This is a genomic window from Stenotrophomonas ginsengisoli (genome assembly GCF_001431485.1).
GTDB lineage: Bacteria > Pseudomonadota > Gammaproteobacteria > Xanthomonadales > Xanthomonadaceae > Stenotrophomonas > Stenotrophomonas ginsengisoli.
Genome location: NZ_LDJM01000002.1, coordinates 37984 through 58444, shown reverse-complemented (window position 1 = coordinate 58444; position 20461 = coordinate 37984). Strand labels below are relative to the sequence as shown.

At 64.7% G+C, this 20461-nt stretch carries 20 protein-coding genes; 12 read left to right on the top strand and 8 right to left on the bottom strand.

The annotated features are described in order from the left end of the window. Nucleotides 1–123: 123 nt before the first annotated feature. The 3 genes from ABB30_RS00425 to ABB30_RS00415 all read left to right on the top strand — a co-directional run bounded on the left by ABB30_RS00425 (nucleotide 124) and on the right by ABB30_RS00415 (nucleotide 3177). On the top strand, nucleotides 124–762 hold the full coding sequence (locus ABB30_RS00425) for a hypothetical protein (RefSeq protein WP_161808799.1): 639 nt from the start codon (nucleotides 124–126) through the stop codon (nucleotides 760–762). 211 nt (nucleotides 763–973) lie between these two features. Continuing rightward, a complete protein-coding gene (locus tag ABB30_RS00420) occupies nucleotides 974–1543 on the top strand; it encodes a hypothetical protein (RefSeq protein ID WP_152980463.1) in 570 nt (189 codons plus the stop codon). Between the two features lie 191 nt (nucleotides 1544–1734). Then, nucleotides 1735–3177 (top strand): T6SS phospholipase effector Tle1-like catalytic domain-containing protein, encoded by a 1443-nt coding sequence (locus ABB30_RS00415; RefSeq protein WP_057636265.1) that lies wholly within the window; start codon nucleotides 1735–1737, stop codon nucleotides 3175–3177. Nucleotides 3178–3200: 23 nt separating this feature from the next. Here the strand turns inward: ABB30_RS00415 and ABB30_RS00410 are convergent, their stop codons facing one another. From ABB30_RS00410 to ABB30_RS00380, 7 genes are all read right to left on the bottom strand, one after another. Then, on the bottom strand, nucleotides 3201–3614 hold the full coding sequence (locus ABB30_RS00410; RefSeq protein WP_083489593.1) for a c-type cytochrome: 414 nt from the start codon (nucleotides 3612–3614) through the stop codon (nucleotides 3201–3203). Between the two features lie 281 nt (nucleotides 3615–3895). Further along, the gene (gene prpB / locus ABB30_RS00405; protein ID WP_057636264.1) at nucleotides 3896–4783 is read right to left on the bottom strand and encodes a methylisocitrate lyase; all 888 of its coding nucleotides are present in this window, start codon (nucleotides 4781–4783) and stop codon (nucleotides 3896–3898) included. Between the two features lie 41 nt (nucleotides 4784–4824). Further along, nucleotides 4825–6504 (bottom strand): electron transfer flavoprotein-ubiquinone oxidoreductase, encoded by a 1680-nt coding sequence (locus ABB30_RS00400; RefSeq protein ID WP_057636263.1) that lies wholly within the window; start codon nucleotides 6502–6504, stop codon nucleotides 4825–4827. Nucleotides 6505–6567: 63 nt separating this feature from the next. Beyond that, nucleotides 6568–7503 (bottom strand): polysaccharide deacetylase family protein, encoded by a 936-nt coding sequence (locus ABB30_RS00395; RefSeq protein ID WP_057636262.1) that lies wholly within the window; start codon nucleotides 7501–7503, stop codon nucleotides 6568–6570. Beyond that, the gene (locus tag ABB30_RS00390) at nucleotides 7500–8435 is read right to left on the bottom strand and encodes a polysaccharide deacetylase family protein (protein WP_057636261.1); all 936 of its coding nucleotides are present in this window, start codon (nucleotides 8433–8435) and stop codon (nucleotides 7500–7502) included. The genes ABB30_RS00395 and ABB30_RS00390 overlap by 4 nt, the downstream gene beginning before the upstream one ends. Then, nucleotides 8432–9106, bottom strand: a complete 675-nt coding sequence (locus tag ABB30_RS00385; protein WP_211263425.1) for an isochorismatase family protein — start codon at nucleotides 9104–9106, stop codon at nucleotides 8432–8434. The genes ABB30_RS00390 and ABB30_RS00385 overlap by 4 nt, the downstream gene beginning before the upstream one ends. 32 nt (nucleotides 9107–9138) lie before the next feature. Continuing rightward, nucleotides 9139–10362 (bottom strand): MFS transporter, encoded by a 1224-nt coding sequence (locus tag ABB30_RS00380; RefSeq protein ID WP_057636259.1) that lies wholly within the window; start codon nucleotides 10360–10362, stop codon nucleotides 9139–9141. 141 nt (nucleotides 10363–10503) lie between these two features. Here ABB30_RS00380 and ABB30_RS00375 point away from each other — a divergent pair, with 141 nt between their 5' ends. The 8 genes from ABB30_RS00375 to ABB30_RS00340 all read left to right on the top strand — a co-directional run bounded on the left by ABB30_RS00375 (nucleotide 10504) and on the right by ABB30_RS00340 (nucleotide 17604). Beyond that, nucleotides 10504–10812, top strand: a complete 309-nt coding sequence (locus ABB30_RS00375) for an REDY-like protein HapK (RefSeq protein WP_057636258.1) — start codon at nucleotides 10504–10506, stop codon at nucleotides 10810–10812. A 23-nt stretch (nucleotides 10813–10835) separates the two neighbouring features. Further along, nucleotides 10836–11678, top strand: a complete 843-nt coding sequence (locus ABB30_RS00370; RefSeq protein WP_057636257.1) for an SDR family NAD(P)-dependent oxidoreductase — start codon at nucleotides 10836–10838, stop codon at nucleotides 11676–11678. Between the two features lie 30 nt (nucleotides 11679–11708). Then, nucleotides 11709–12575: a polysaccharide deacetylase family protein gene (locus ABB30_RS00365; RefSeq protein ID WP_057636256.1), complete on the top strand. Its 867-nt coding sequence runs from the start codon at nucleotides 11709–11711 to the stop codon at nucleotides 12573–12575. Continuing rightward, a complete protein-coding gene (locus tag ABB30_RS00360; RefSeq protein ID WP_057636255.1) occupies nucleotides 12572–13426 on the top strand; it encodes an HpcH/HpaI aldolase/citrate lyase family protein in 855 nt (284 codons plus the stop codon). Before ABB30_RS00365 ends, ABB30_RS00360 begins: the two co-directional genes overlap by 4 nt. A gap of 95 nt (nucleotides 13427–13521) precedes the next feature. Then, nucleotides 13522–14040, top strand: coding sequence for a MaoC family dehydratase (locus tag ABB30_RS00355; protein WP_057636254.1), 519 nt, complete (start codon nucleotides 13522–13524; stop codon nucleotides 14038–14040). Nucleotides 14041–14051: 11 nt separating this feature from the next. Then, nucleotides 14052–15221, top strand: a complete 1170-nt coding sequence (locus tag ABB30_RS00350; RefSeq protein ID WP_211263424.1) for an acyl-CoA dehydrogenase family protein — start codon at nucleotides 14052–14054, stop codon at nucleotides 15219–15221. An 83-nt stretch (nucleotides 15222–15304) separates the two neighbouring features. After that, nucleotides 15305–16489 (top strand): CaiB/BaiF CoA transferase family protein, encoded by a 1185-nt coding sequence (locus tag ABB30_RS00345; RefSeq protein ID WP_057636253.1) that lies wholly within the window; start codon nucleotides 15305–15307, stop codon nucleotides 16487–16489. Beyond that, a complete protein-coding gene (locus ABB30_RS00340) occupies nucleotides 16486–17604 on the top strand; it encodes a CaiB/BaiF CoA transferase family protein (RefSeq protein ID WP_057636252.1) in 1119 nt (372 codons plus the stop codon). Before ABB30_RS00345 ends, ABB30_RS00340 begins: the two co-directional genes overlap by 4 nt. Nucleotides 17605–18006: 402 nt before the next feature. On the opposite strand, the gene ABB30_RS00335 is transcribed toward ABB30_RS00340, so the two are convergent. After that, complete coding sequence (locus tag ABB30_RS00335) at nucleotides 18007–18477, bottom strand: hypothetical protein (protein WP_057636251.1); 471 nt, start codon at nucleotides 18475–18477, stop codon at nucleotides 18007–18009. 234 nt (nucleotides 18478–18711) lie between these two features. Here ABB30_RS00335 and ABB30_RS00330 point away from each other — a divergent pair, with 234 nt between their 5' ends. Further along, complete coding sequence (locus tag ABB30_RS00330; protein WP_245626376.1) at nucleotides 18712–20007, top strand: GGDEF domain-containing protein; 1296 nt, start codon at nucleotides 18712–18714, stop codon at nucleotides 20005–20007. Nucleotides 20008–20461 lie beyond the last annotated feature (454 nt).

Here is a 20461-nt window from a genome sequence, read left to right as displayed (position 1 = left end):
CGCCATGGTGTTTGCCGGTCGATTGCCGTGGCTGAGCGTGAGCGCCGTCGCAGTCTTTTCCTGCGCAGCCGGCGCACGCTGCCATGCTGCCTATACTCCGGATGGAATTTTCACGCAGGCAGGATGGCCATGCGATTGCACACGTCGATGCTGTTGCTTGTTGTCGCTTTGCTGGCAGGCTGCGCCACCGCGATGCCTGCCAGCCTGCAAGCATCCGGCCTGGTGGCCGACCGCCTGCAGATGGATACCCGCCCGCGTGTGGTGGACGGCAACCCGCTGCCGTTGCGCTTTGTCCGCCATGACTTTGCGGTGCATGTCTACGACACACTGGCGTTTTATGTGGAATACAACGGGGATGGGTTTTTCGCCAGCAACTACCGCAACACCCGTTCGCCGTCTTATGCAGATTCCATTCCGCGTGAGCGCTGGCCGACTGCGGGGTATTCGTCTGTAGCCAACTGGCCCGGCCCGGTGAAGCTACGCTGGACATCCTTGGATGGTGTAGAGCACACGGCAGAAATCGATTTTCCCCGCATCTTTGCCGATGGGTTGACCTTGCATGCCGTGCCGGACAACGAGCTGCCTGCAGGCATGTACCGCCAAGGCATCAGTACAGACCCGGAAATCCATCTTGAGGTGGACAACCGTACGGTGCGCGTATACCAGCGCGCCCGGATGTCGACTCGTACTGAGCAGGTGCCAGGTAACCGTTACACACGCAATCGAAGTGATCTTTTTCTGGTGGCTGAATACCAGTACTGAGCAAGCGGGGCCGGTATTCCGCAGCGGCCAGTGACTTCCATCGGTGATGGTGGTCACGCAATGGCCTTGATCACAACTTGCCGGCTTGCAAGCGTGCGTCGTATAGGCCTTACACTGCAGCCACGGCCCCTATGCCAGCGCGAAGACCATGCGGCTACCCGCCTTGATGCTGTTGACCCTTGTTGTTCCCTTGATTGGATGCGCCACTGCCATGGAAGCTACCCCGCACACCGCCGGCCTGGTGGCCGACCGCCTGCAGATGGATACCCGCCCGCGTGTGGTGGACGGCAACCAACTGCCGTTGCGCTTTGTGAAACATAAATTCGATGTGCATGTCTATGACACGTTGACGTTTTATGTGGAATACAACGGCGATGGATTTTTCTCCAGTCAGTACCGACGTGTCCGTTCCCCGTCTTATGTCGATTCGGTTCCGCGTGAACGCTGGCCACTGGCCGGGTATATCGGGGTAGACAACTGGCCGGGGCCGGCGAAGTTGCGCTGGACCTCGCTCGATGGCGAAGAGCACAGCGCAGAAATCGATTTTTCCAGAATTTTTTCCGATGGTCTGACCTTGCACCAGGTGCCTGATGATGACCTGGCGGCAGGGATCTATCCGCAAGGTATCAGTACAGACCCGGAAATCCATCTTGAGGTAGATGACAGGACGGTACGGGTATACCAGCGCGCACGCATCTCCATCCGTACAGAGCGAGTTCCGGGTAATCGGTATACGCGCAACCGAAGTGACCTTTTTTTGGTGGCTGAGTACCACTACTGAGTCCGGAGGCGGATATGGGCGGCGGTCCAGGGAAGGAAAAGCACAAGCTTGAAGCTGATGGCGTCCTAGGCGACGGGGTCTCCCATTACCCGGCCACCGCGCAGGATATGCAGAAATTTGCAGTTGCCCGTGACAGCTTGTCGAAGATACAGACACCTGTACTGCACGATGCGCACAACCCTGCTTCACGCATGTTTGTGGCCAGCTTCGATGGCACCGGCAATGATGCGTTCAATGACCCGGAACACGCCACCAATGTGGCACACACGCACCATGCGATCCGGGCGAGGAATGCCGAAGGTGATTACAGCATCGTCTCTGGTTACGTTGCTGGCCCTGGCACCCAGGGCAGTTGGTCGGCTCGTATCTGGGATGGTGCGCGTGGTCACACCTACGACCAGCGCTTGGAAGAAATGTATGCACAGTTCATCGAGCAGGCGGCCAAGTGGAAAGAAGAAAACCCGGATGCGGTGATCACGGTGGCGTCCACAGGCTTCAGTCGTGGTGCCGAACAGGCAGCAGGCTTCACTCGATTGGTACATGAGCGTGGCATCCAGGATCCTGACGGCGCTGTTTATCAGCGTGACCGCAACAATCAAATCATCGGAGTCACCTACACGCAGCCGCCGTTGCAGGCGCCGGGCAGCATTGCCCAGGCGGTGGCACTGTATGACCCGGTAGGCACCGGGGTGCCGGTCAACGACAAGGACCGGCGGCTGCCGCCATCGGTGATTTCCGGCTTCCAGATCATTTCCGAGGACGAGCGCCGTGGCACGTTCAAGGCCACCCACATCATCGACCCAGGCATGACCGCTGATGGCCGTCTGCTGGCGGTCACCGTGCCGGGGGCGCATTCGGATGTCGGCGGCAGTTACCACCGCGATGGCCTGGGCGCGCGCAGTGCCAACCTGATGACCGATTACCTCAACGGCCTGAGCAACCAGCCGTTCCTGGAAAAACGCGAGGAAAGCCAGGATCCACGCATGAACGTGATCCACCGTTCCGAGGAGGGCATGCTGCTTTACCAGATGGGCAGCAAGGTGGACCGGCAGAGTGAAGGTGGTTACATCGAGCGACTGGTGCCCAAGCACATGGTCGACAAGGTGGCCGACCCCAACAACGCCGAGCCGCGTGACGAGGCGCTCAATGCACGCTTCGCACGGCAGCAAGTGACTATCGGCCCGGTACCCGGACAAGTGGCGGCCACGGCGACACCGGAGCGGCCGCTGACCCCGGATATGCCCGGTCATCCTGATCACGCCCTGCATCAGCAAATCCGGCAGAAGGTCGAGCAGATGGATGCCGGCCTTGGCCGCAGCTACGACGCCACCAGCGAGCGGATGACCGCCAGCCTTCTCACCGTGGCCAAGGCCAACGGCATGGAGCGGGTTGACCATGTGATGCTCAGCCGCGACAGCGCAGCCGGCCCGGCTGGCCAGCACGTGTTCCTGGTGCAGGGCAATGCCGATGATGCGCTGCGCATGCGTCTGCAGGTCAATACGGCCGAGGCGCTGTCAGTGCCGGTGGAAAGCTCTTGGAAGGCGCTGGAGAACATCAACCAGCAGCAGGAGGCGCAGCGCCAGCAGGAGCGTGACAACCCACAGCAGGCGGCATCTGCCGGCATGCGCATGTAAGTGCGCATGCACCGCGCCGGTGCTTACGGCGTGTGCGCCGGTTGCGCCTGTGATTTCAGGTACTCGATCACCGCGGCGCGGCGCGCCGGGTCCACGGTGGCGTTGACCATCTTGCTGCCGGGGACCACGCTGGACGGGCTGCGCAGGAAGGCTTCCAGGGTGCCTTCGTCCCAGACCAGGTCCGATTCGCGCAAGGCGGTGGAATAGTCATAGCCCGGCGCACTGGCGGCCTCGCGCCCGAATACGCCGTACAGGTTCGGCCCGACCTTGTGCATGCCGCCCGGGGTGCTGGAATGGCAGTAGGCGCAGACCTCGAAGGCCAGACGCTGGGCGCGCAGGGCCGGGTCCTCCGGTTCGCTGTTGCGCTGGCAGGCGCTCAGTACAGTGGCCGCCAGCACGATGCAGGCAAGGGCGCGGGCAGGGCGGAAGTGGGGCATGGCGGGATCGACGTCGTGGCAAACAAGGTGGCGGCCTGTGGCGGCAGCCGGATGCCTCATTGTCGTGCCTGCGATCAGGCAGGGCCAGTGCCAGTGCCAGTGCCGGTGCCGCAATCGCGGCCTGGGCCGCTTGTGTCTTGGGCAGGACTACAGTTTGAGGTGAGAGCGAGGTGCGGCAGTGATCCCGGCTGGCGGGTGCCTGGCTGGTGCCTGAAATGACTGTGGGAGCGCACCCGGGCGCGACAGGCGCGGCCGGGGACGCTCCCACAGGGTGTTGCGGCTTACTTCTTGGCGGCGGCGAACACGCTGTCCAGACGGGCTTCGTAGTCGTGGTAGCCGATGCGGTCATACAGCTCCATGCGGGTCTGCATGGTGTCCACCACGTTGCGCTGGTGGCCGTCGCGGCGGATCGCGGTGAACACGGCCTCGGCGGCCTTGTTCATGGCGCGGAACGCCGACAGCGGGTAGATGCACATGTCCACACCGACCGAGGCCAGCTCTTCGGTGGAGAACAGCGGGGTCTGGCCGAACTCGGTCAGGTTGGCCAGCAGCGGCACCTTGATCGCGTCACGGAAGCGCTGGTAGGTCTCCAGGTCGTAGGAGGCCTCGGCGAAGATGGCGTCGGCACCGGCTTCCACGCAGGCAATGGCGCGCTCGATGGCCGCATCCACGCCGTGCACGGCGATGGCGTCGGTACGGGCGATCAGGAAGAAGTCCGGGTCGGTCTTGGCATCGGCGGCCGCCTTGACGCGGTCGGCCATCTCGCCGATGGACACCACTTCCTTGTTCGGGCGGTGGCCGCAGCGCTTGGCGCCGACCTGGTCTTCGATGTGGCAACCGGCCGCGCCGGCCTTGATCAGCGACTTGATGGTGCGGCCGATGTTGAACGCCGACGGGCCGAAGCCGGTGTCGATGTCCGAGATCAGCGGCAGGTCGCAGACATCGGTGATGCGGCGGATGTCGGTGAGCACGTCATCCATGGTCAGGATGCCCAGATCCGGCAGGCCCAGCGAGCCAGCGGCAACGCCGCCACCGGACAGGTAGATGGCGCGGAAGCCGGCACGCTTGGCCAACAGCGCATGGTTGGCGTTGATCGTGCCCGGGATTTGCAGCGGGCTTTCTTCCTTCAGTGCGACGCGGAAGCGCGCACCGGGGCTTGCAATGCTCATCGTGACTCCTACGGTTGCGTACTACGAAAATGGGTCTGTCGTTACATCGCCGAATAGTTTGGACCACCACCACCCTGCGGGGTAACCCAGACGATGTTCTGGGTCGGGTCCTTGATGTCGCAGGTCTTGCAGTGCACGCAGTTCTGCGCGTTGATCTGCAGGCGGGTATCGCTGCCCTCACCGACGAACTCGTACACACCGGCCGGGCAGTAACGCGCTTCCGGGCCGGCATAGGTGGCCAGGTTGACGCTGACCGGGATGCTGGCGTCCTTCAACGTCAGGTGCGAAGGCTGGTGCTCGTCGTGGTTGGTCGAGGACAGGAACACCGAGCTGAGGCGGTCGAAGGTGAGCACGCCGTCCGGCTTGGGGTAGTTGATCTTCTGGTGCTTGGCCGCCGGCTCCAGGCACTGGTGGTCGGCCACGGTGCGGTGGATGGTCCACGGTGCGTTGCGGATGCCCAGCTTGGGCAGCAGCCACTGCTCGATGCCGGTCATCAGGGTGGCCACGGTGCGGCCCTTCTTGAACCACTGCTTGAAGTTCTTGGCCTGCAGCAGCTCGGTATGCAGCCAGCTCTTCTCGAAGGCCTCCGGGTAGGCGGCCAGTTCGTCATGGCTGCGGCCGGCGGCCAGGGCCTCGAAGGCGGCCTCGGCAGCGAGCATGCCGGTCTTGATCGCGGCATGGCTGCCCTTGATGCGGCTGGCATTGAGGTAACCGGCCTCGCAGCCGACCAGGGCGCCGCCCGGGAACACGGTCTTGGGCAGGGACAGGATGCCGCCGGCGGTAATCGCGCGGGCGCCGTAGGCAATGCGCTTGCCACCGGCCAGGTGCTTGGCAATGGCGGGGTGGGTCTTGAAGCGCTGGAATTCCTCGAACGGGCTCAGCCACGGGTTCTTGTAGTCCAGGCCGACCACAAAGCCGACGGCGATCTTGCCGCCCTCGGCGTGGTACAGGAACGAGCCGCCGTAGGTGTCGCTGTCCAGCGGCCAGCCGGCGGCGTGCACCACCAGGCCCGGCTGGTGGGTGGCCGGGTCGGCCTGCCACAGCTCCTTGATGCCGATGCCGTAGGACTGCGGGTCACGGCCTTCGTCCAGCTTGAACTTGCTGATGAGCTGGCGGCCGAGGTGGCCCCGCGAGCCTTCGGCGAAGATGGTGTACTTGGCGTGCAGCTCCATGCCGCGCTCGAAGTTCGGGCCCTGGCTGCCATCCTTGAGGATGCCCATGTCGCCGGTGGCCACGCCCATCACCGCGCCTTCGGCGGAGTACAGCACTTCAGCAGCGGCAAAGCCGGGGAAGATGGCCACTTCCAGTGCCTCGGCCTGCTGGGCCAGCCAGCGGGTCACTTCGCCCAGGGAAACGATGTAGTTGCCGTGGTTGTGGAAGCATTCCGGCAGCAGGGCTTCGGGGGTGGACTTGGCCCCGGTTTCGCTCAGGAACAGGAATTCATCCTTGGTGACGGCCTGCTTCAGCGGTGCGCCCATGCTCTGCCAGTCCGGGAACAGTTCGGTCAGGGCCTTGGGGTCCATGATCGCGCCGGACAGGATGTGGGCACCGGCTTCGGAACCCTTTTCCAGCACGCAGACGCTGAGTTCATTGCCCTTTTCCACGGCCAGCTGGCGCAGACGGATGGCGGTGGCCAGGCCGGCGGGGCCGCCACCGACAATGACGACGTCAAATTCCATCGCTTCGCGCGGCGGCAGGGCATTGTTGGCTTCAGTGTTCATGCAGTGCGTTGCTCGTTGGGTGGGCCGCCCCGGGAAAGGGCGGCATTGCCTGTGGGGGCAGGGTCAGCGCGTTGCGGCGATGATCTGCGAGGGGGCAGCGTTGTAGATCAGCTGCGATCGTGCCGCCAAGTATGCCAGCACCCGTTCCAGGTGCTTGATCCGGTGCGGCTGGCCCATCACCCAGGGGTGGATGTTCAGGGCCAGCAGGCGGCCGGCACCGGTGCGTTGGGCTTCTTCCAGCAGGAAGTCGCAGGCATCGATGACCTGGTCGGCATACTCGCTTTCGGCGTGCAGATTTTCGCCGACGATGAAGCGGTCTTCCAGTTCCAGCGACAGCGGCAGGCTGGTCAGCTCGCCATTGGCGGTGCTGAATGCGTAGGGCAGCTCGTCGTTGACCCAGTCACCGAACCACGACAGCCCGGCGGCGGCCAGCAATTCGGGCGTGTTTTCCGATTGCGAGCGGGCAGGGCTGAGCCAGCCGCTGATCGGCGCCGGCGCGTACGGGGCCAATGCGGCCAGGGTGTCGGCAATGAAGCCGGCCTCGCGCGCGGCATCCAGCCCGCCGTAGTGCACGCTGTCCATGTTCCAGCCATGGGCCAGGAACTCGAAGCCGGTGGCGCCCAGGCGGCGCAGCAGGGCCGGGTAACGCACGGCCAGCTCGCCGTTGATGGCCAGGCTGGCCTGCAGGCCGGTGGCCTTGAGGGCGTCGAGCACGCGGAACACGCCGACGCGGTTGCCGTAATCGCGCAGGGTGTAATGGCGCAGGTCCGGGTAGGGCATGGTCATCGAGCCGTGCGGCTTGAAGCCCTCACCCTTGGGGTTGAGCGGGAAGTGCTCCAGCGACAGGTTGATCCACAGCGCCAGCGGCTTGCCGCCGGGCCACTGCACCGGGGCACGTTCGGCCAGCATCGACCAAGTGTAGCGGTCCTGGTCCATGCCGTGGCCGATCTTCGGGTAAGCGTCCAGGCGCGGGTCCTGGTTTGTCGCGTCTTGGCTCATACCGCCTCCTCGGCGCGCACCGCTGCCTGGGCGGCCAGGGCGGCGTCGTAATGGTTGTCCAGATAGTGCTGGGCGATCTCGCGGCCGGTGGCCTTCCACACCCCGTCATGGCTGCAGATGTAGTCCATGGCGTCCTGGAAGGCGGCCAGGCGGTGCGGGTGGCTGACCTGGTAGGCATGCAGCGGCACGCACATCACCGTGCCGGAGTGCTCGCCTTCGGCGTACAGGCGGTCGAAGGCGTCCTTGATCATCTGCCCGTAGCGGCGCGGCTCGATCTTGTTGGTGACGTAGACGATGGTGTCGTTGAGCTCCAGCGAATACGGCACGGACACGAACTTCTTGCCCGAGCGGGTGATCACCGGGGTCGGCTGGTCGTCGTGGAACAGGTCGCAGGTGTAGTTGCCACCGCATTCGGCGAACAGGTCGATGGTGTCCGGCGAATGCGACAGGGCCGGGGCCAGGTAGCCATCGCAGTGCTGGCCGGTGTGCTGCTTGATCAGGTCCATCGACAGCTGGATCATCTCCCGCTCCTGGGCCTGGTCCAGGCCATAGGTGTAGCGGGTGTTGTAGATGCCGTGGCTGAAGAATTCCCAGTTGCGCTCGGCGGCCATCGCGATCACTTCGGGATGGTGCTGCAGCAGGGCGGTGGACAGGGAGACCGAGCCGCGCAGGCCGTACTGGTCCAGCACCCGCATCATGCGCTGGTGGCCGACACGGTTGCCGTAGTCACGGGTGCCGTAGCCGAGGATATCCGGCAGCGGGCGCGGCCAGGCCTTGCGGTGCGGGTTGGCCGGCGGGGCGTATTCGTAGAACTCGATGTTCGGCGCGATCCACAGGGCCACGCGGGCATTGCCCGGCCAGGTGATCTTGGGCCGGCTGTCCCACGGCAGGTAGTCGTACAGGCCCGGGTCGGCCTTGGTCGGGGTACTCATGCGCGCAGGGCCTTGAGCTGGTCGGCCACGTAATCCACCGATTCCACATCGCCGTACTTGAGCATGATGTCGGCGAGGTTGGCGAAGTGCGGGATCTCGTGCTTGTCGGCCACGCACTGCTCCGGAACGATGGAGCGGTAGCCGCGCGACAGGCTGTCGATCACGCAGGCGCGCACGCAGCCGGAGGTCGAGCCGCCGGTGATGATCAGCGTGTCCACCTGCTGGAAGGTCAGCAGCGACCACAGGTTGGTCTCGAAGAACGGGCTGGCCATGCGCTTGTGCATGACGATGTCGGCCGGCTGGATGTCGGCACGCGGGTCGAACTGGGCGCGCTCGGAGCCGTGCTTGATGTTCTGCAGCGAATCGGGGGTGTTGGTGCGGGTGCCCCAGGTGCCGGCATCGATGCCCGATTCCAGGTAGGCCACATAGGTCCACACCACCGGGCCGCCGAGGTCACGCACCAGGCCCGAGAGGGCATTGATGTGCTCGATCTGGCGCGGGTCGGTCTCGTAGGCGGTCTTGAAGGCATCCAGGTCGGTGTAGGCGCGCTGGACATCGATGTTGACGATGGCCGGGCGCTTGCCGAAGCCGAACTTGGCGCGGTTGGGGTTGGCACGGACCTGGTCCCAGTACTGGCGGGCGGTCAGGTTGGACGTTTCCATTACAGGCATGGGGAGTTCTCCGTCTGGCGGCAAGGTGGGAATCAGGCAGTGGCGGTGCGTTCGTTGCGCACCAGTGTTGCGACAAGCAGGGCCAGCACCAGCAGGCCACTGATCAGCTGGAAAGCCGGCGCATAGCTGCCGGTCATGTCCGAGATCTTGGCAGCCAGCCACACGCCCAGACCGGCAGTGGTGGCATCAAGCAGGGTGATGGTGCCCAGGATCTTGCCGGCCGAGCTCAAGCCAAAGGCATTGACCGCCAGCAGCTGGATCATCGTGTACAGGCCGCCCCAGCCCAGACCGAACAGGATCAGGGCGTACCAGATCAGGTCCACACGCATGGTGGCCATGATGAAACCACCGGCGGTCATCAGGGCCAGGTTGAGCAGGAACACCCGCTTGGGCGGAAAGATGTCGGCCAGCAGGCCGAAGGCGAACTTGCCCACCATGGCCAGGCCGAACATCACACCCAGACCGTTGCCGGCCTGGGCCGGTTCAAATCCCAGGTCGCGCATGTGCAGGAACAGGTTGGAGGAGGCGGCGATGATCGAGAAGAAGGTGGCCATGGCCACCACGGCCAACGCCCAGAAGGTGCGGGTGCGCATGGCCTGGGTATAAGACAGGTCGGTGTGGCGCTCGGCTTCGGGGATGGCGGCCGTTGCCGCCGCGGCCTTTTCCGCGCCCCACGGGGTCATGCCCAGAGCCTGCGGACTGCGCATGAAGGCAAAGGCCAGCAGCAGGAAGGCCACCGGGATGGCGGTTTCCCACAGCAGGGCCGCACGCCAGTCCATGGATTCGAGCAGTTTCACCCCCAGTTTGGGAAACACCATGCCCCCCAGGGAGGTGCCGATCAGCGCAATGCCGATGGCGGTGCCGCGGTGGGTGTGGAACCACTGGGAGATGAAGATCACCGCTACGTTGAGGCCGGCGGCGACCAGTACGGCAGCAAAGCCGATATGGATCAGATACAGGTGGGTGAGCGACTGCACGTGGGCATACGCCGCATACAGGGCAGCCAGCAGGGCGACGCCGGCCAGCACCAGCTTGCGTGGGCCGATGCGGTCGATCAGTGCCCCCAGGAACGGTGCCATCCAACCGGCCAGCACCAGGGTGAGCAGGTCACGCAGTTTCAACTCGCTGCGACTCCAGCCGAATTCGGCGAGCAGTGACTCGTCAAAGGCGGTCAGCCCGGTCACGGTCAGGCCGTTGGAAACCAACAGCACCAACATCCCCATCAACGCCATCAACCACGGGTAGTAACGCTTCATCTTTCATACCTCGCAAGGAACCACGGAAGCACGACATGCCCGTGGGGGGATTTTCCGTTTCCGGCGTTGACCGGGGCGGGAAGGCATGCCTACACTTTGTCCGGACAAAGTTTGCCACAGTATTCAATCCCGGAGGAAGTCATGCAGACCGTCATCGTGCTGTTCAATCTCAAGGCTGGCGTGGATGTCGCCCAGTACGAAGCCTGGGTGCGCGACAGCGACCTGCCGGTGGTCAACGGCCTGCCTTCGGTGGAAAAGTTCGAAGTGCTCAAGGCCTCGGGCCTGCTGATCGGTGAGGGCGCCTCGCCCTACCAGTACGTCGAAATCATCCGCGTGCCGGACATGGCCGCCTTCGGCGCCGACCTGTCCGACCCGGCTGCCCAGGCCGGCGCAGCACAGTTCCAGCAGTTCGCCGACAACCCGCTGTTCATCCTCACCAGCGCCCTGTAATCGCACAAGGAAACTTTCGTCCAATGGCACGTTTTCCCGAACTCAAGGGCAAGGTTGCACTGATCACCGGTGCCGGTCGTCGTGGTGGCCTGGGCGAGGGCATTGCCCGCCGCCTGCTCGAAGAAGGCTGCAACGTGGTGCTCACCGACATCGGCCAGGCGCGTGGTGCCGAAATGCCGGTCACCGCCGTGGGCACCGATGAGGAAATGGCCCAGGTGGCCGCCGAGCTGGCTGCCGCTACTGGTGGCCAGTGCGTGGCCATGGCCCTGGATGTGCTCGACGAGGCCCAGGTGCAGGCGGTTGTCGCCGCCACGGTGGAAAAGTTCGGTGCGCTGGACATCCTGGTCAACAACGCCGGCATCGGTTACCTGATGAAGGGCATTGTCGATATCGAGGCCAGCGAGTGGGATGCGGTGCTCGGGGTCAACCTGCGCGGCCCGTTCCTGACCATCAAGCACGCCGGCCGGCAGATGATTGCCCAGGGCAGCGGGCGCATCGTCAACATCGCCTCGCAGGCGGCCAAGTCGGCCTTCCCGCACGCGGCGGCCTACTGCTCCTCCAAGCACGGCCTGGTCGGCCTGACCCGGGTTGCTGCGCTGGAGCTGGGCGGCCACGGCATCAACGTCAATGCCGTCTGCCCCAACCATGTCACCACCGGCCTGGGCGCCTGGCAGAACGAATACTTCGCTGCCAAGCAGGGCAAGAGCGTGGACCAGTACCTGGCCGACATGCGCGCGCGCATTCCGCTGGGTCGCCCGGGCCTGCCGGGCGATACCGCCGCGGCCACCGCCTTTTTGTGTTCCGACGATGCGGTCTACATAACCGGCGAGGCGATCAACGTCTCCGGCGGTGAAGAAAACCACTGACCTCGCCCCACCCCCATTCGAGATCGTCCCATGAGCAAGCCCGCCTATTCCTGGCCCAACAATGCCCGCCTCGCCCTGTCGGTGGTGGTCAATGTCGAGGAGCTGTCCGAGTACAACGTCGGCCAGGGTGACAAGATCACCGAGCCGGTGGACGAGCTGCACGTCACCCTGTCCAAGCCGGTGCGCAACTACGGCAACGAGTCCAACTACCGCTACGGCATCAACGAAGGCCATGCCCGCATTGCCGCCCTGCTGGACAAGTACAACGTCACCAGCACCTACACCGCAGCGGCGGTGTCGCTGGAACGTGCCCCGGAGATTGCCGCCTACCTGCGCGACAACCGCCACGAGGTCTGCTCGCACGGCCACCGCTGGATCCACCAGTTCCGCTTCAACCAGGAGCAGGAGCGCCAGTTCATCCGTGATGCGGCCGACAGCATCGAGGCGACCACCGGCCAGCGTCCGGTCGGCTGGCTCTCGCGCTACCTGCACACCGCCGACACCCGTCGCCTGCTGCAGGAAGAGGGCTACCTCTACCACATGGACGACTACTCGGCCGATGCCCCGTTCTGGGGTGAGGTGGAAGGCAGCGACAAGCCGATGATCGTGGTGCCGTACCAGCTGGACACCAACGACATGAAGATGTGGGTGGCCCCGTCCTACCTGCCCAAGGACTGGCTGGACTACGCCGTTGATTCCTTCGACACCCTGTACGCCGAAGGCGAGCACAGCCCGAAGGTGATGTCGCTGGGCCTGCACCTGCGCATCATCGGCCGCCCGGGCCGCATCGGTGCCTTCGAGAAGTTCCTGCAGTACGTGGCGACCAAGCCGGGTACCTGGTATGCCACCCGCCGCCAGATTGCCGAGCACTTTGCCGCCCAGGTGGCTGCCAAGTGAGCACGCCGCTGAGCAACCCGCGCCGTTGCCTGCTGTTCGTTCCGGGTTCGCGCCCGGAGCGTTTCGCCAAGGCCGTGGCCACCGGTGCCGACCAAGTCTGCATTGACCTGGAAGACGCGGTTGCCCCGGGCGACAAGGAAACGGCCCGCGCCGCGGTGATCGAATTTCTTGCCCAGGCCCAGGCCGGCGGCAACGAGATCGGCCTGCGCGTGAACCCGGTCAGCAGCGAGCTGGGCAAGGCCGACCTGGCCGCCCTGGCCGCGGCCGGTGTGCGTCCGGCCTTCGTGATGCTGCCCAAGGTGGAAAGCGCGGCTGAACTGGCTGCCGCCGATGCAGCCCTGGCCGCGATCGACACCGGCTTCATCGTGCAGATCGAAACCCCCAAGGGCCTGCTGGATGCGCGCCAGATCGTGGCCGCCAGCGGCCGCGTGCAGGCCCTGATGTTTGGCGGCTTCGACTACATCGTGGCCCTGCGTGGCCGCGCCGGCTGGGAGAGTTTCTTCCACCCGCGCGTGCAGCTGGCCACCATCGCTGCCGAGGCCAATGTCGGCTGCATGGACGTGCCGTACCTGGACATCAAGGACGAGGCCGGCCTGCGTGAGGAAACCGACCGCGTGATCGCCCTGGGCTTCACCGCCAAGGCGGCGATCCACCCGGCCCAGGTGGACACCATCCAGAGCCGTTACCTGCCTACCGCCAACGAGCTGGATTATGCCCGCCGCGTGGTCGCGGCCATGGCCGACAACGGCGGTGGCGCGGTGGCGGTGGACGGCAAGCTGGTGGACCGCCCGATCGAAATTGCTGCCGAACGTGCCATTGCCCTGGGGCTGCACGGCCTGCGCCAGGACTGACCGCTTTATCGCTGCATTGAACATGGGGCATTGCCCCTCTTTGACCAAGCTGCGCCCGCAAGCCAGCACAAACCGAACGAAAAAGGACACCTCCCATGGTTCAGAACGTCAAGCAGATCGCTGAAAACCGTTTCCGTGAGACCTTCGGTCGTCACTACGAAGAGTTCAATGTCGGTGACATCTACGAGCACCGCCCGGGCCGTTCGATCACCGAAACCGACAACACCTGGTTCACCCTGCTGACCATGAACACCCATCCGATGCACTTCGACAAGGAGTACGCAAAGGAATCGGAATTCGGCAAGTGCATCGTCTGCTCGCCGTTCACCGTGGCCCTGATGGTGGGCATGAGCGTGACCGACGTGTCGCAGAAGGCCATTGCCAACCTGGGCTGGGGCGACATCAAGATGACCTTCCCGCTGTTTGTCGGCGACACCCTGATGTGCGAATCCAAGGTGCTGGGCAAGCGTGAGTCGGCTTCGCGTCCGGGCGCCGGCATCGTCACCGTGCAGACCGATGGCTACAACCAGGACGGCAAGCTGGTGTGCACCTTCACCCGCACCATGCTGATTGCCAAGATCGGCCACTCGGTCGAAGACAAGGTCAACTACTGAGGAATATGGCGATGAGCACCGAAATGGATCTGATGTGGGGCCCGGAAGAAGAGCAGACCCTGCTCGACGCCATCGACAACTGGGTGGAAAAGTCGGTTGCCCCGATTGCCCAGGAGTACGACCAGGAAGACAAGTACCCGCATCAGCTGGTCGAGGAGATGAAGGACCTTGGCCTGTTCGGTGCCACCATCTCGCCCGAATACGGCGGCCTGGGCCTGCCGGCGCGCATCTACGCCAAGATCGTGGTCAAGGTCGCTTCGGTGTGGATGGCGCCGTCGGGCATCTTCAACTCGCACCTGATCATGGCTGCGGCCATCGAGCGTTGCGGTACCGAAGAGCAGAAGCGCAAGTACCTGCCGCGCATGGCCACCGGTGAGCTGCGTGGTGGCCTGGGCCTGACCGAGCCCAATGCCGGCACCGACCTGCAGGCGATCCGCACCGTGGCCAAGCGCGAGGGTGACCATTACGTCATCAACGGCGCCAAGACCTGGATCACCAACTCGATGTACGGCGACATGATCCTGTTGCTGGCCAAGACCGACCCGGAGGCGCAGCCGCGCCACAAGGGCATGACCATGTTCATCGCCGAAAAGAGCGAAGGCTTCATCGTCGCCAAGAAGATGAAGAAGGCCGGTTACCGCGCCATCGACACCTGCGAGCTGGTGTTCGAGAACTACAAGGTGCCGGCCGACTGCGTGCTCGGCGGCGAAGAAGGCAAGGGCTTCCTGCATGCCGTCGGTGGCCTGGAACTGGGCCGTATCAACGTCGCCGCCCGTGGTTGTGGCATCGCCGAAGGCGCGCTGCGCCTGGCGGTGCGCTACGCCCAGGAGCGCATGACCTTCGGCAAGCCGATTGCCGAGCACCAGGCCATCCAGCTCAAGCTGGGTGAAATGGCGGCCAAGGTCGAGGCCTCCAAGCTGCTGATCGAAAGCGCCGCCAATGCCTATGACAAGGGCGAGCGTTGCGACATGGAAGCGGGCATGGCCAAGTACTTTGCCACCGAAACCGGCGTGTTCTGCGCCCAGGAAGGCATGCGTATCTTCGGCGGCTACAGCTACTCGGTGGAATATGACATCGAGCGCTTCTACCGCGATGCGATGCTGATGTGCATCGGCGAAGGCACCAACGAGATGCAGCGCATCATCATTGCCAAGCAGCTGGTTGCCCGCAACAAGATCTGATCCGCGCCACCGTCGCGTGTCTCTCGCTGCGGTGGCCCTTGCGGGTTGCCGCAGCGTTTTTATTTTCAGTATTGGGATGAATCATGAAAGACCTTCCGCTCAAGGGCCTGCGCATCGTTGCCGTGGAACAATACGGCGCCGGCCCCTATGGCTCGATGCACCTGGCTGACCTCGGCGCGGAGGTGATCAAGATTGAATCGCCGCCGGGCGGCGATGTGTCGCGCTCCACCGGCCCGTATTTCCTGGGCCAGGGCGACAGCCTGTTCTTCCAGACCTTCAACCTCAACAAGCGCTCGCTGCGCCTGGACTTGAAGGCCGCCGAAGGCCGTGAGGTGTTTGAAAAGCTGATCGGCACCGCCGATGCCGTGCTCAACAACCTGCGTGGTGACCAGCCGGAAAAGCTCGGCCTGGATTACGCCACCCTGTCCAGGATCAACCCGAAGATCGTCTGCGCGCACCTGTCCGCATACGGTCGTGACAACGAGCGTGCGGCCTGGCCGGGCTATGACTACCTGATGCAGGCCGAAGCCGGCTTCATGGCCCTGACCGGTGAGCCGGATGCACCGCCGGCGCGCTTCGGCCTGTCCATGGTCGACTTCATGACCGGCACCACCATGTCCATGGCCCTGCTGGCCGGCGTGGTCGGTGCGATGCGCACCGGCATCGGCCGCGATGTGGACGTGAGTCTGTTCGACGTGGCCCTGCACCAGCTCAGCTACCCGGCCACCTGGTACCTCAACAACGGCCACCGCACCGAGCGCCTGGAGCGCAGCGCGCATCCGTCCACCGTGCCGTGCCAGGTCTACCGCACCGCCGATGGCTGGATCATGGTGATGTGCATGCTGGAGAAGTTCTGGCAGACCTTCATCGCCGGCATCGGCTCGCCGGAGTGGGCAGGCGAGGCCCGCTTTGCCAACTTTGCCGCCCGTCGTGAATCGCGCCTGGAGCTGACCCCGCTGGTGGACGCGGTGCTGTCCACCCGCACCACCGCGCAGTGGATGGAGGTGTTTGCCGGCAAGATTCCGGTGGCGCCGATCCTGGACGTGGCCGCCGCGCTGGACAACCCGTACGTGGAGCGCGTGGGCATGGTGCAGACCATCGACCACCCGCAGGGCCCGCAGCGCGTGCTGTGCAACCCGGTCAAGCTGGATGGCCAGCGCCTCACTGGCGCAGCCTGCCCGCCGCTCAATGCCGATGCCCAGGAGCTGCTGGCCGAGCTGGGCTATGACGATGCCGCCATCGTGCGCCTGCTGGGAGAGCTGGCATGAAGCTGGAAGGCGTCCGCGTCCTGGACCTGTCGCTGTTCCTGCCCGGCCCGCACCTGACCATGGTGATGGCCGACCACGGCGCCGATGTGATCAAGATCGAGCCGCCCACCGGCGAGCCGGTGCGCGAGGTTGGCCTGAAGCAGGCGGGCGTCGCCACCTGGTTCCGCAATACCCACCGTGGCAAGCGCTGCATCGTGCTGGACCTGAAGAGCGAGGCCGGCAAGACCGCGTTTGCCAAGCTGGTGGAATGGGCCGATGTGGTGGTGGAGGCCTTCCGCCCCGGCGTGGCCAAGCGTCTGGGCATTGATTACGCCAGCTGCCAGGCCATCAACCCGCGCGTGGTGTACTGCTCGATCAGCGCCTTCGGCCAGACCGGGCCCAAGGTCAACCGCCCCGCACACGACCTGGCCATGCAGGCCGACACCGGTGTGGTCAGCCTCAACCGCGCCCCGGACGGCACCCCGGCCATGCCGCACATGCCGGTGGCCGACATGGCCGGCTCGCTGATGGCCATGAGCGGCATCCTGATGGCCCTGCTGCGCCGGGAAAAGACCGGTGCCGGCGACTTCATCGACATCTCGATGCAGGACGCGCTGATGAGCTGGCTGCCCAATGTAGTCGGCCCGCCGTTTGCCAATGGCCGTGACCCGGTCATCCAGGACGAGCGCAGCTGGGGTGGCAATGCCATGTACCGCCTGTACCAGTGCAGCGATGGCCGCTGGCTGGCCATTGGTGGCTCGGAACACAAGTTTGCCGAGAACCTGCTCGGCGCTCTTGGCCGCCCGGACCTGATCCACCTGTGCCACCAGCCGCCCGGCCCGGTGCAGAACCCGGTCAAGGAATTCCTCGCCAATACCTTCATCCGCCGCACCCTGAGCGAATGGAGCCTGTTCCTGCACGGCCTGGATGTGTGCTGGGCACCGGTCAAGACATTGACCGAAGCCTTCAATGATCCGCACACCGCCGCCCGCGAGATGGTCTGGACCGACCCGGACGGCGGCAAGCACCTGGGCATCCCGATCAAGTTCGCCAACGAACCCGGCCGCATCAACCCCGCCCTGGATGCCATCGGCGGCTCCACCGACGCCGTGCTCAAGGAACTCGGCCTGGGTTGAGACCTGGCTTGGTGTTAGCCCCAGCCTGGGGGAGCGGCCCCGTCCGCGATGGCTTTTCTAGGAGGGGCCCAGGCCGCGATGCTTTTGTGGGAGCGGCGCTCGCCGCGATGCCTTGCCGATAGCCAAACACACCAACGGCGCCTTCTGGCGCCGTTGGTGTTCATGGCCTCAAGCGGTCGCGCCCGGATGCGCTCCTACCGCTGGATCGGCAATGGCCAGCCCAGCCCAAACAGACCAGCGCTGTTTGTAGGAGCGGCCCTGGCCGCGATGCTTTTGTAGGAGAGGTCCAAGCCGGGATGCTTTTGTGGGAGCGGCGCTCGCCGCGATGCCTTCCCGATCCCCCACATAACAACGGCGCCTGATGGCGCCGTTGGTGGCTCTGGCCATAGGCCGTGCAGGCGTTTACAGCACCACGCGTTGGCGGGTGCGGTTGGGTTTGCTCAGGCTGGCGGCGGTGGCCGGCACCACCGTGCGGCGTCGGGCGGCCTTGCGCACGGCCTTGGCCGGTGCCTTCGCTACCTTGCTGGCGGGAGCCTGCTTGGACGTCATTGCAGGGCCGGCCGTACTGGCCTGGCACTTGGTCAGCTGGCCTTCGAAGCGGGCCAGGATATCGGCCATCAGCGCGGCCTTGTCTGCGCTGCGGGCATTGGCGTTGCCACTGTTTCCCCGCTTGCTGCCGGTTGCATCGCGGCTGCTCAATGTCTGTCGCTGCACCAGGTCACGTGCACGGTCGCGGCCGGCACGGGCACGGGTGATGCGGGCGCTCAGGGCTTTCTCATCCAGCTGGCGCAGTGCATTGGCACGGCTGTCATCGAACAGCGCCATCTCGCGCTGGTTGAGCAGGGTAGTGGCTTTGGCCCGGGTAATAGGCATCTGCGAACTCCTTGGCGTTGGAGGCTGCAGTGATACCCCGCTGCCTGTGCAGCCCAGGTGATCCGCTCCCCACGCCGGGCGGCTGGGGGATTGCCCGGCCCATGCAGCGCATGCGCCTGTACGCAGCGCAGAGCCATGCGGGCTAAAGCTGGCAATGCAGCGGCCGTTATCCAACAACCTGTCCATCGCTTGTGCCGCTGTGTGCGCTGGCCGGTTGTTTGTGGGAATGCGCTGTTGACTTCCGTATTGCGAAAAATTGCCTCGTTGCTGTTCACCGTGCCGGCCCTTGGGCTGGGGGTGTTGCTGTGGGGCAGTGCGGGGGAGGGTGATGTCAGCAACCAGATGCACCGGGTGCTGCCGTTGATTGTTTTGGGTATCGGCAGTGGTCTGTGCCTGCTGTATGGCCGTGTGCGCGTGTTGTTCCAGCTGTTGCTGCTGTATGCCAGCCTGGTGCTGCTGCAGGTGCCGGTGGCCCACTTCCAGCGTACGGGGATGCTGCTGCCCGCCACACAGGTGATCTTCCACAGCATCAGCCTGTGGCTGCCGTTGCTGTTTGCCGGCATGGCCTTCTGGCCCGAACGCGGGCGGCCAAGGCGGGATATCGGCCTGCGCTGCCTGGTCCTGGCCTGTGTGCTGCTGCCGTTCTCGCTGCTGGCACAGCAGAACCCGGAAGGCATGCAGCGGATGATCTCCGACGTGCACTGGCCCGCCCTGCAGACCGATATCAGCGCCTTGGCGCAGTTGCCGGGTTGGCTGTTCCTGCTGCTCGGTGCGGCGCTGGCTTGGCGTGCGCACCGCCGGCGCCGGCCCTGTGACATTGCCGCGCTGCTGGCCCTGCTGTGCATGTACGTTATGTTGCCACGCATCTTCATGACCCCGGCCGTGCTGGTGACCACGCCGCTGGTGGCCATGGCCCTGCTGATCTGCGCTGTCGTGCAGGAGGCCTTTGACCTGGCCTTCCGCGATGACCTGACCGGCCTGCCGGGCCGCCGCGCCTTGAACGAGGCGCTCAAGCGGGTGGGCAGCCAGTACACCATCGCCATGGTCGATGTGGACCACTTCAAGAAGTTCAATGACACCCATGGCCACGATGCCGGCGATGAGGTGCTCAAACTGGTGGCAAGCCGCCTGGCCCGGGTAGGCGGCGGTGGCCGGGCGTTCCGCTACGGTGGCGAGGAATTCACCCTGCTGTTCGATGGCCGCGATGCGCGTACTGCCCGTGAGGCGATTGAAGACGTGCGTATGGCCATCGAGCAGGCACGGATGCAGCTGCGCAACCGCAGCGAGCGGGGGCGCGACGACGCCCAAGGCAGCCAGCGTCGTGGCCAGGGCGGCAATGGCCCGGTGGTGCATGTCACCGCCAGCATGGGCGTGGCCGACCAGCGTGCCGGCAGCAGCCCGCATGCGGTGATCAAGGCGGCCGACAAGGCCCTGTATGCGGCCAAGGATGCCGGCCGCAACTGCGTGCGCCTGCACGGCCAACGCACCATGGCCGAGATTGTCGGTGGCAAGAAGCTGGCGGTGGATTGATGGCTGTTGCCCATCTGCTTGGATGCTGCATGTAACAACGGCGCCTTTGGGCGCCGTTGTTGTTCATAGCTGCCACGTCGCTGAAGGGTGTTCTCGTGCTAGGTGGGGTGCATGCATCGGATGATTCGTCCGAATGACTCGTCCATATGTTCCGCGTGTCGTCATGGCTTGTGGGCGCGGCGGTCTATGACATGGATGTCGCTGTTCTTGTCTGCGCACATCAAAGCTGACGTTCGAGTGCACGCGAGACGCTTGGAAGTACACTCTGGATCGTGTTTTCAGTGCACGCGAGACGCTTGGAAGTACACTCTGGATCGTGTTTTCATGGATCGTGTTTTCACGCACCTGCTCGATGCGGGATGCGATATCCGTACCTTGCAGTAACTGCTGGGGCACAAGGACGTGACGACCACGCAGTTGTATACGCATGTGTTTGGGCGCGGCGCCGGCGGTG

Bases quoted from the DNA above. Each gene is read 5' to 3' on its own strand.
- ABB30_RS00390 (WP_057636261.1), bottom strand. From the start codon at position 8,435: ATGAGTACCCCGACCAAGGCCGACCCGGGCCTGTACGACTACCTGCCG.
- ABB30_RS00420 (WP_152980463.1), top strand. From the start codon at position 974: ATGGAAGCTACCCCGCACACCGCCGGCCTGGTGGCCGACCGCCTGCAG.
- ABB30_RS00350 (WP_211263424.1), top strand. From the start codon at position 14,052: ATGAGCACCGAAATGGATCTGATGTGGGGCCCGGAAGAAGAGCAGACC.
- ABB30_RS00415 (WP_057636265.1), top strand. From the start codon at position 1,735: ATGTTTGTGGCCAGCTTCGATGGCACCGGCAATGATGCGTTCAATGAC.
- ABB30_RS00410 (WP_083489593.1), bottom strand. From the start codon at position 3,614: ATGCCCCACTTCCGCCCTGCCCGCGCCCTTGCCTGCATCGTGCTGGCG.
- ABB30_RS00335 (WP_057636251.1), bottom strand. From the start codon at position 18,477: ATGCCTATTACCCGGGCCAAAGCCACTACCCTGCTCAACCAGCGCGAG.
- ABB30_RS00400 (WP_057636263.1), bottom strand. From the start codon at position 6,504: ATGAACACTGAAGCCAACAATGCCCTGCCGCCGCGCGAAGCGATGGAA.
- ABB30_RS00340 (WP_057636252.1), top strand. From the start codon at position 16,486: ATGAAGCTGGAAGGCGTCCGCGTCCTGGACCTGTCGCTGTTCCTGCCC.
- ABB30_RS00355 (WP_057636254.1), top strand. From the start codon at position 13,522: ATGGTTCAGAACGTCAAGCAGATCGCTGAAAACCGTTTCCGTGAGACC.
- prpB (WP_057636264.1), bottom strand. From the start codon at position 4,783: ATGAGCATTGCAAGCCCCGGTGCGCGCTTCCGCGTCGCACTGAAGGAA.
- ABB30_RS00425 (WP_161808799.1), top strand. From the start codon at position 124: ATGGCCATGCGATTGCACACGTCGATGCTGTTGCTTGTTGTCGCTTTG.
- ABB30_RS00385 (WP_211263425.1), bottom strand. From the start codon at position 9,106: ATGCCTGTAATGGAAACGTCCAACCTGACCGCCCGCCAGTACTGGGAC.
- ABB30_RS00365 (WP_057636256.1), top strand. From the start codon at position 11,709: ATGAGCAAGCCCGCCTATTCCTGGCCCAACAATGCCCGCCTCGCCCTG.
- ABB30_RS00345 (WP_057636253.1), top strand. From the start codon at position 15,305: ATGAAAGACCTTCCGCTCAAGGGCCTGCGCATCGTTGCCGTGGAACAA.
- ABB30_RS00370 (WP_057636257.1), top strand. From the start codon at position 10,836: ATGGCACGTTTTCCCGAACTCAAGGGCAAGGTTGCACTGATCACCGGT.
- ABB30_RS00375 (WP_057636258.1), top strand. From the start codon at position 10,504: ATGCAGACCGTCATCGTGCTGTTCAATCTCAAGGCTGGCGTGGATGTC.
- ABB30_RS00395 (WP_057636262.1), bottom strand. From the start codon at position 7,503: ATGAGCCAAGACGCGACAAACCAGGACCCGCGCCTGGACGCTTACCCG.
- ABB30_RS00380 (WP_057636259.1), bottom strand. From the start codon at position 10,362: ATGAAGCGTTACTACCCGTGGTTGATGGCGTTGATGGGGATGTTGGTG.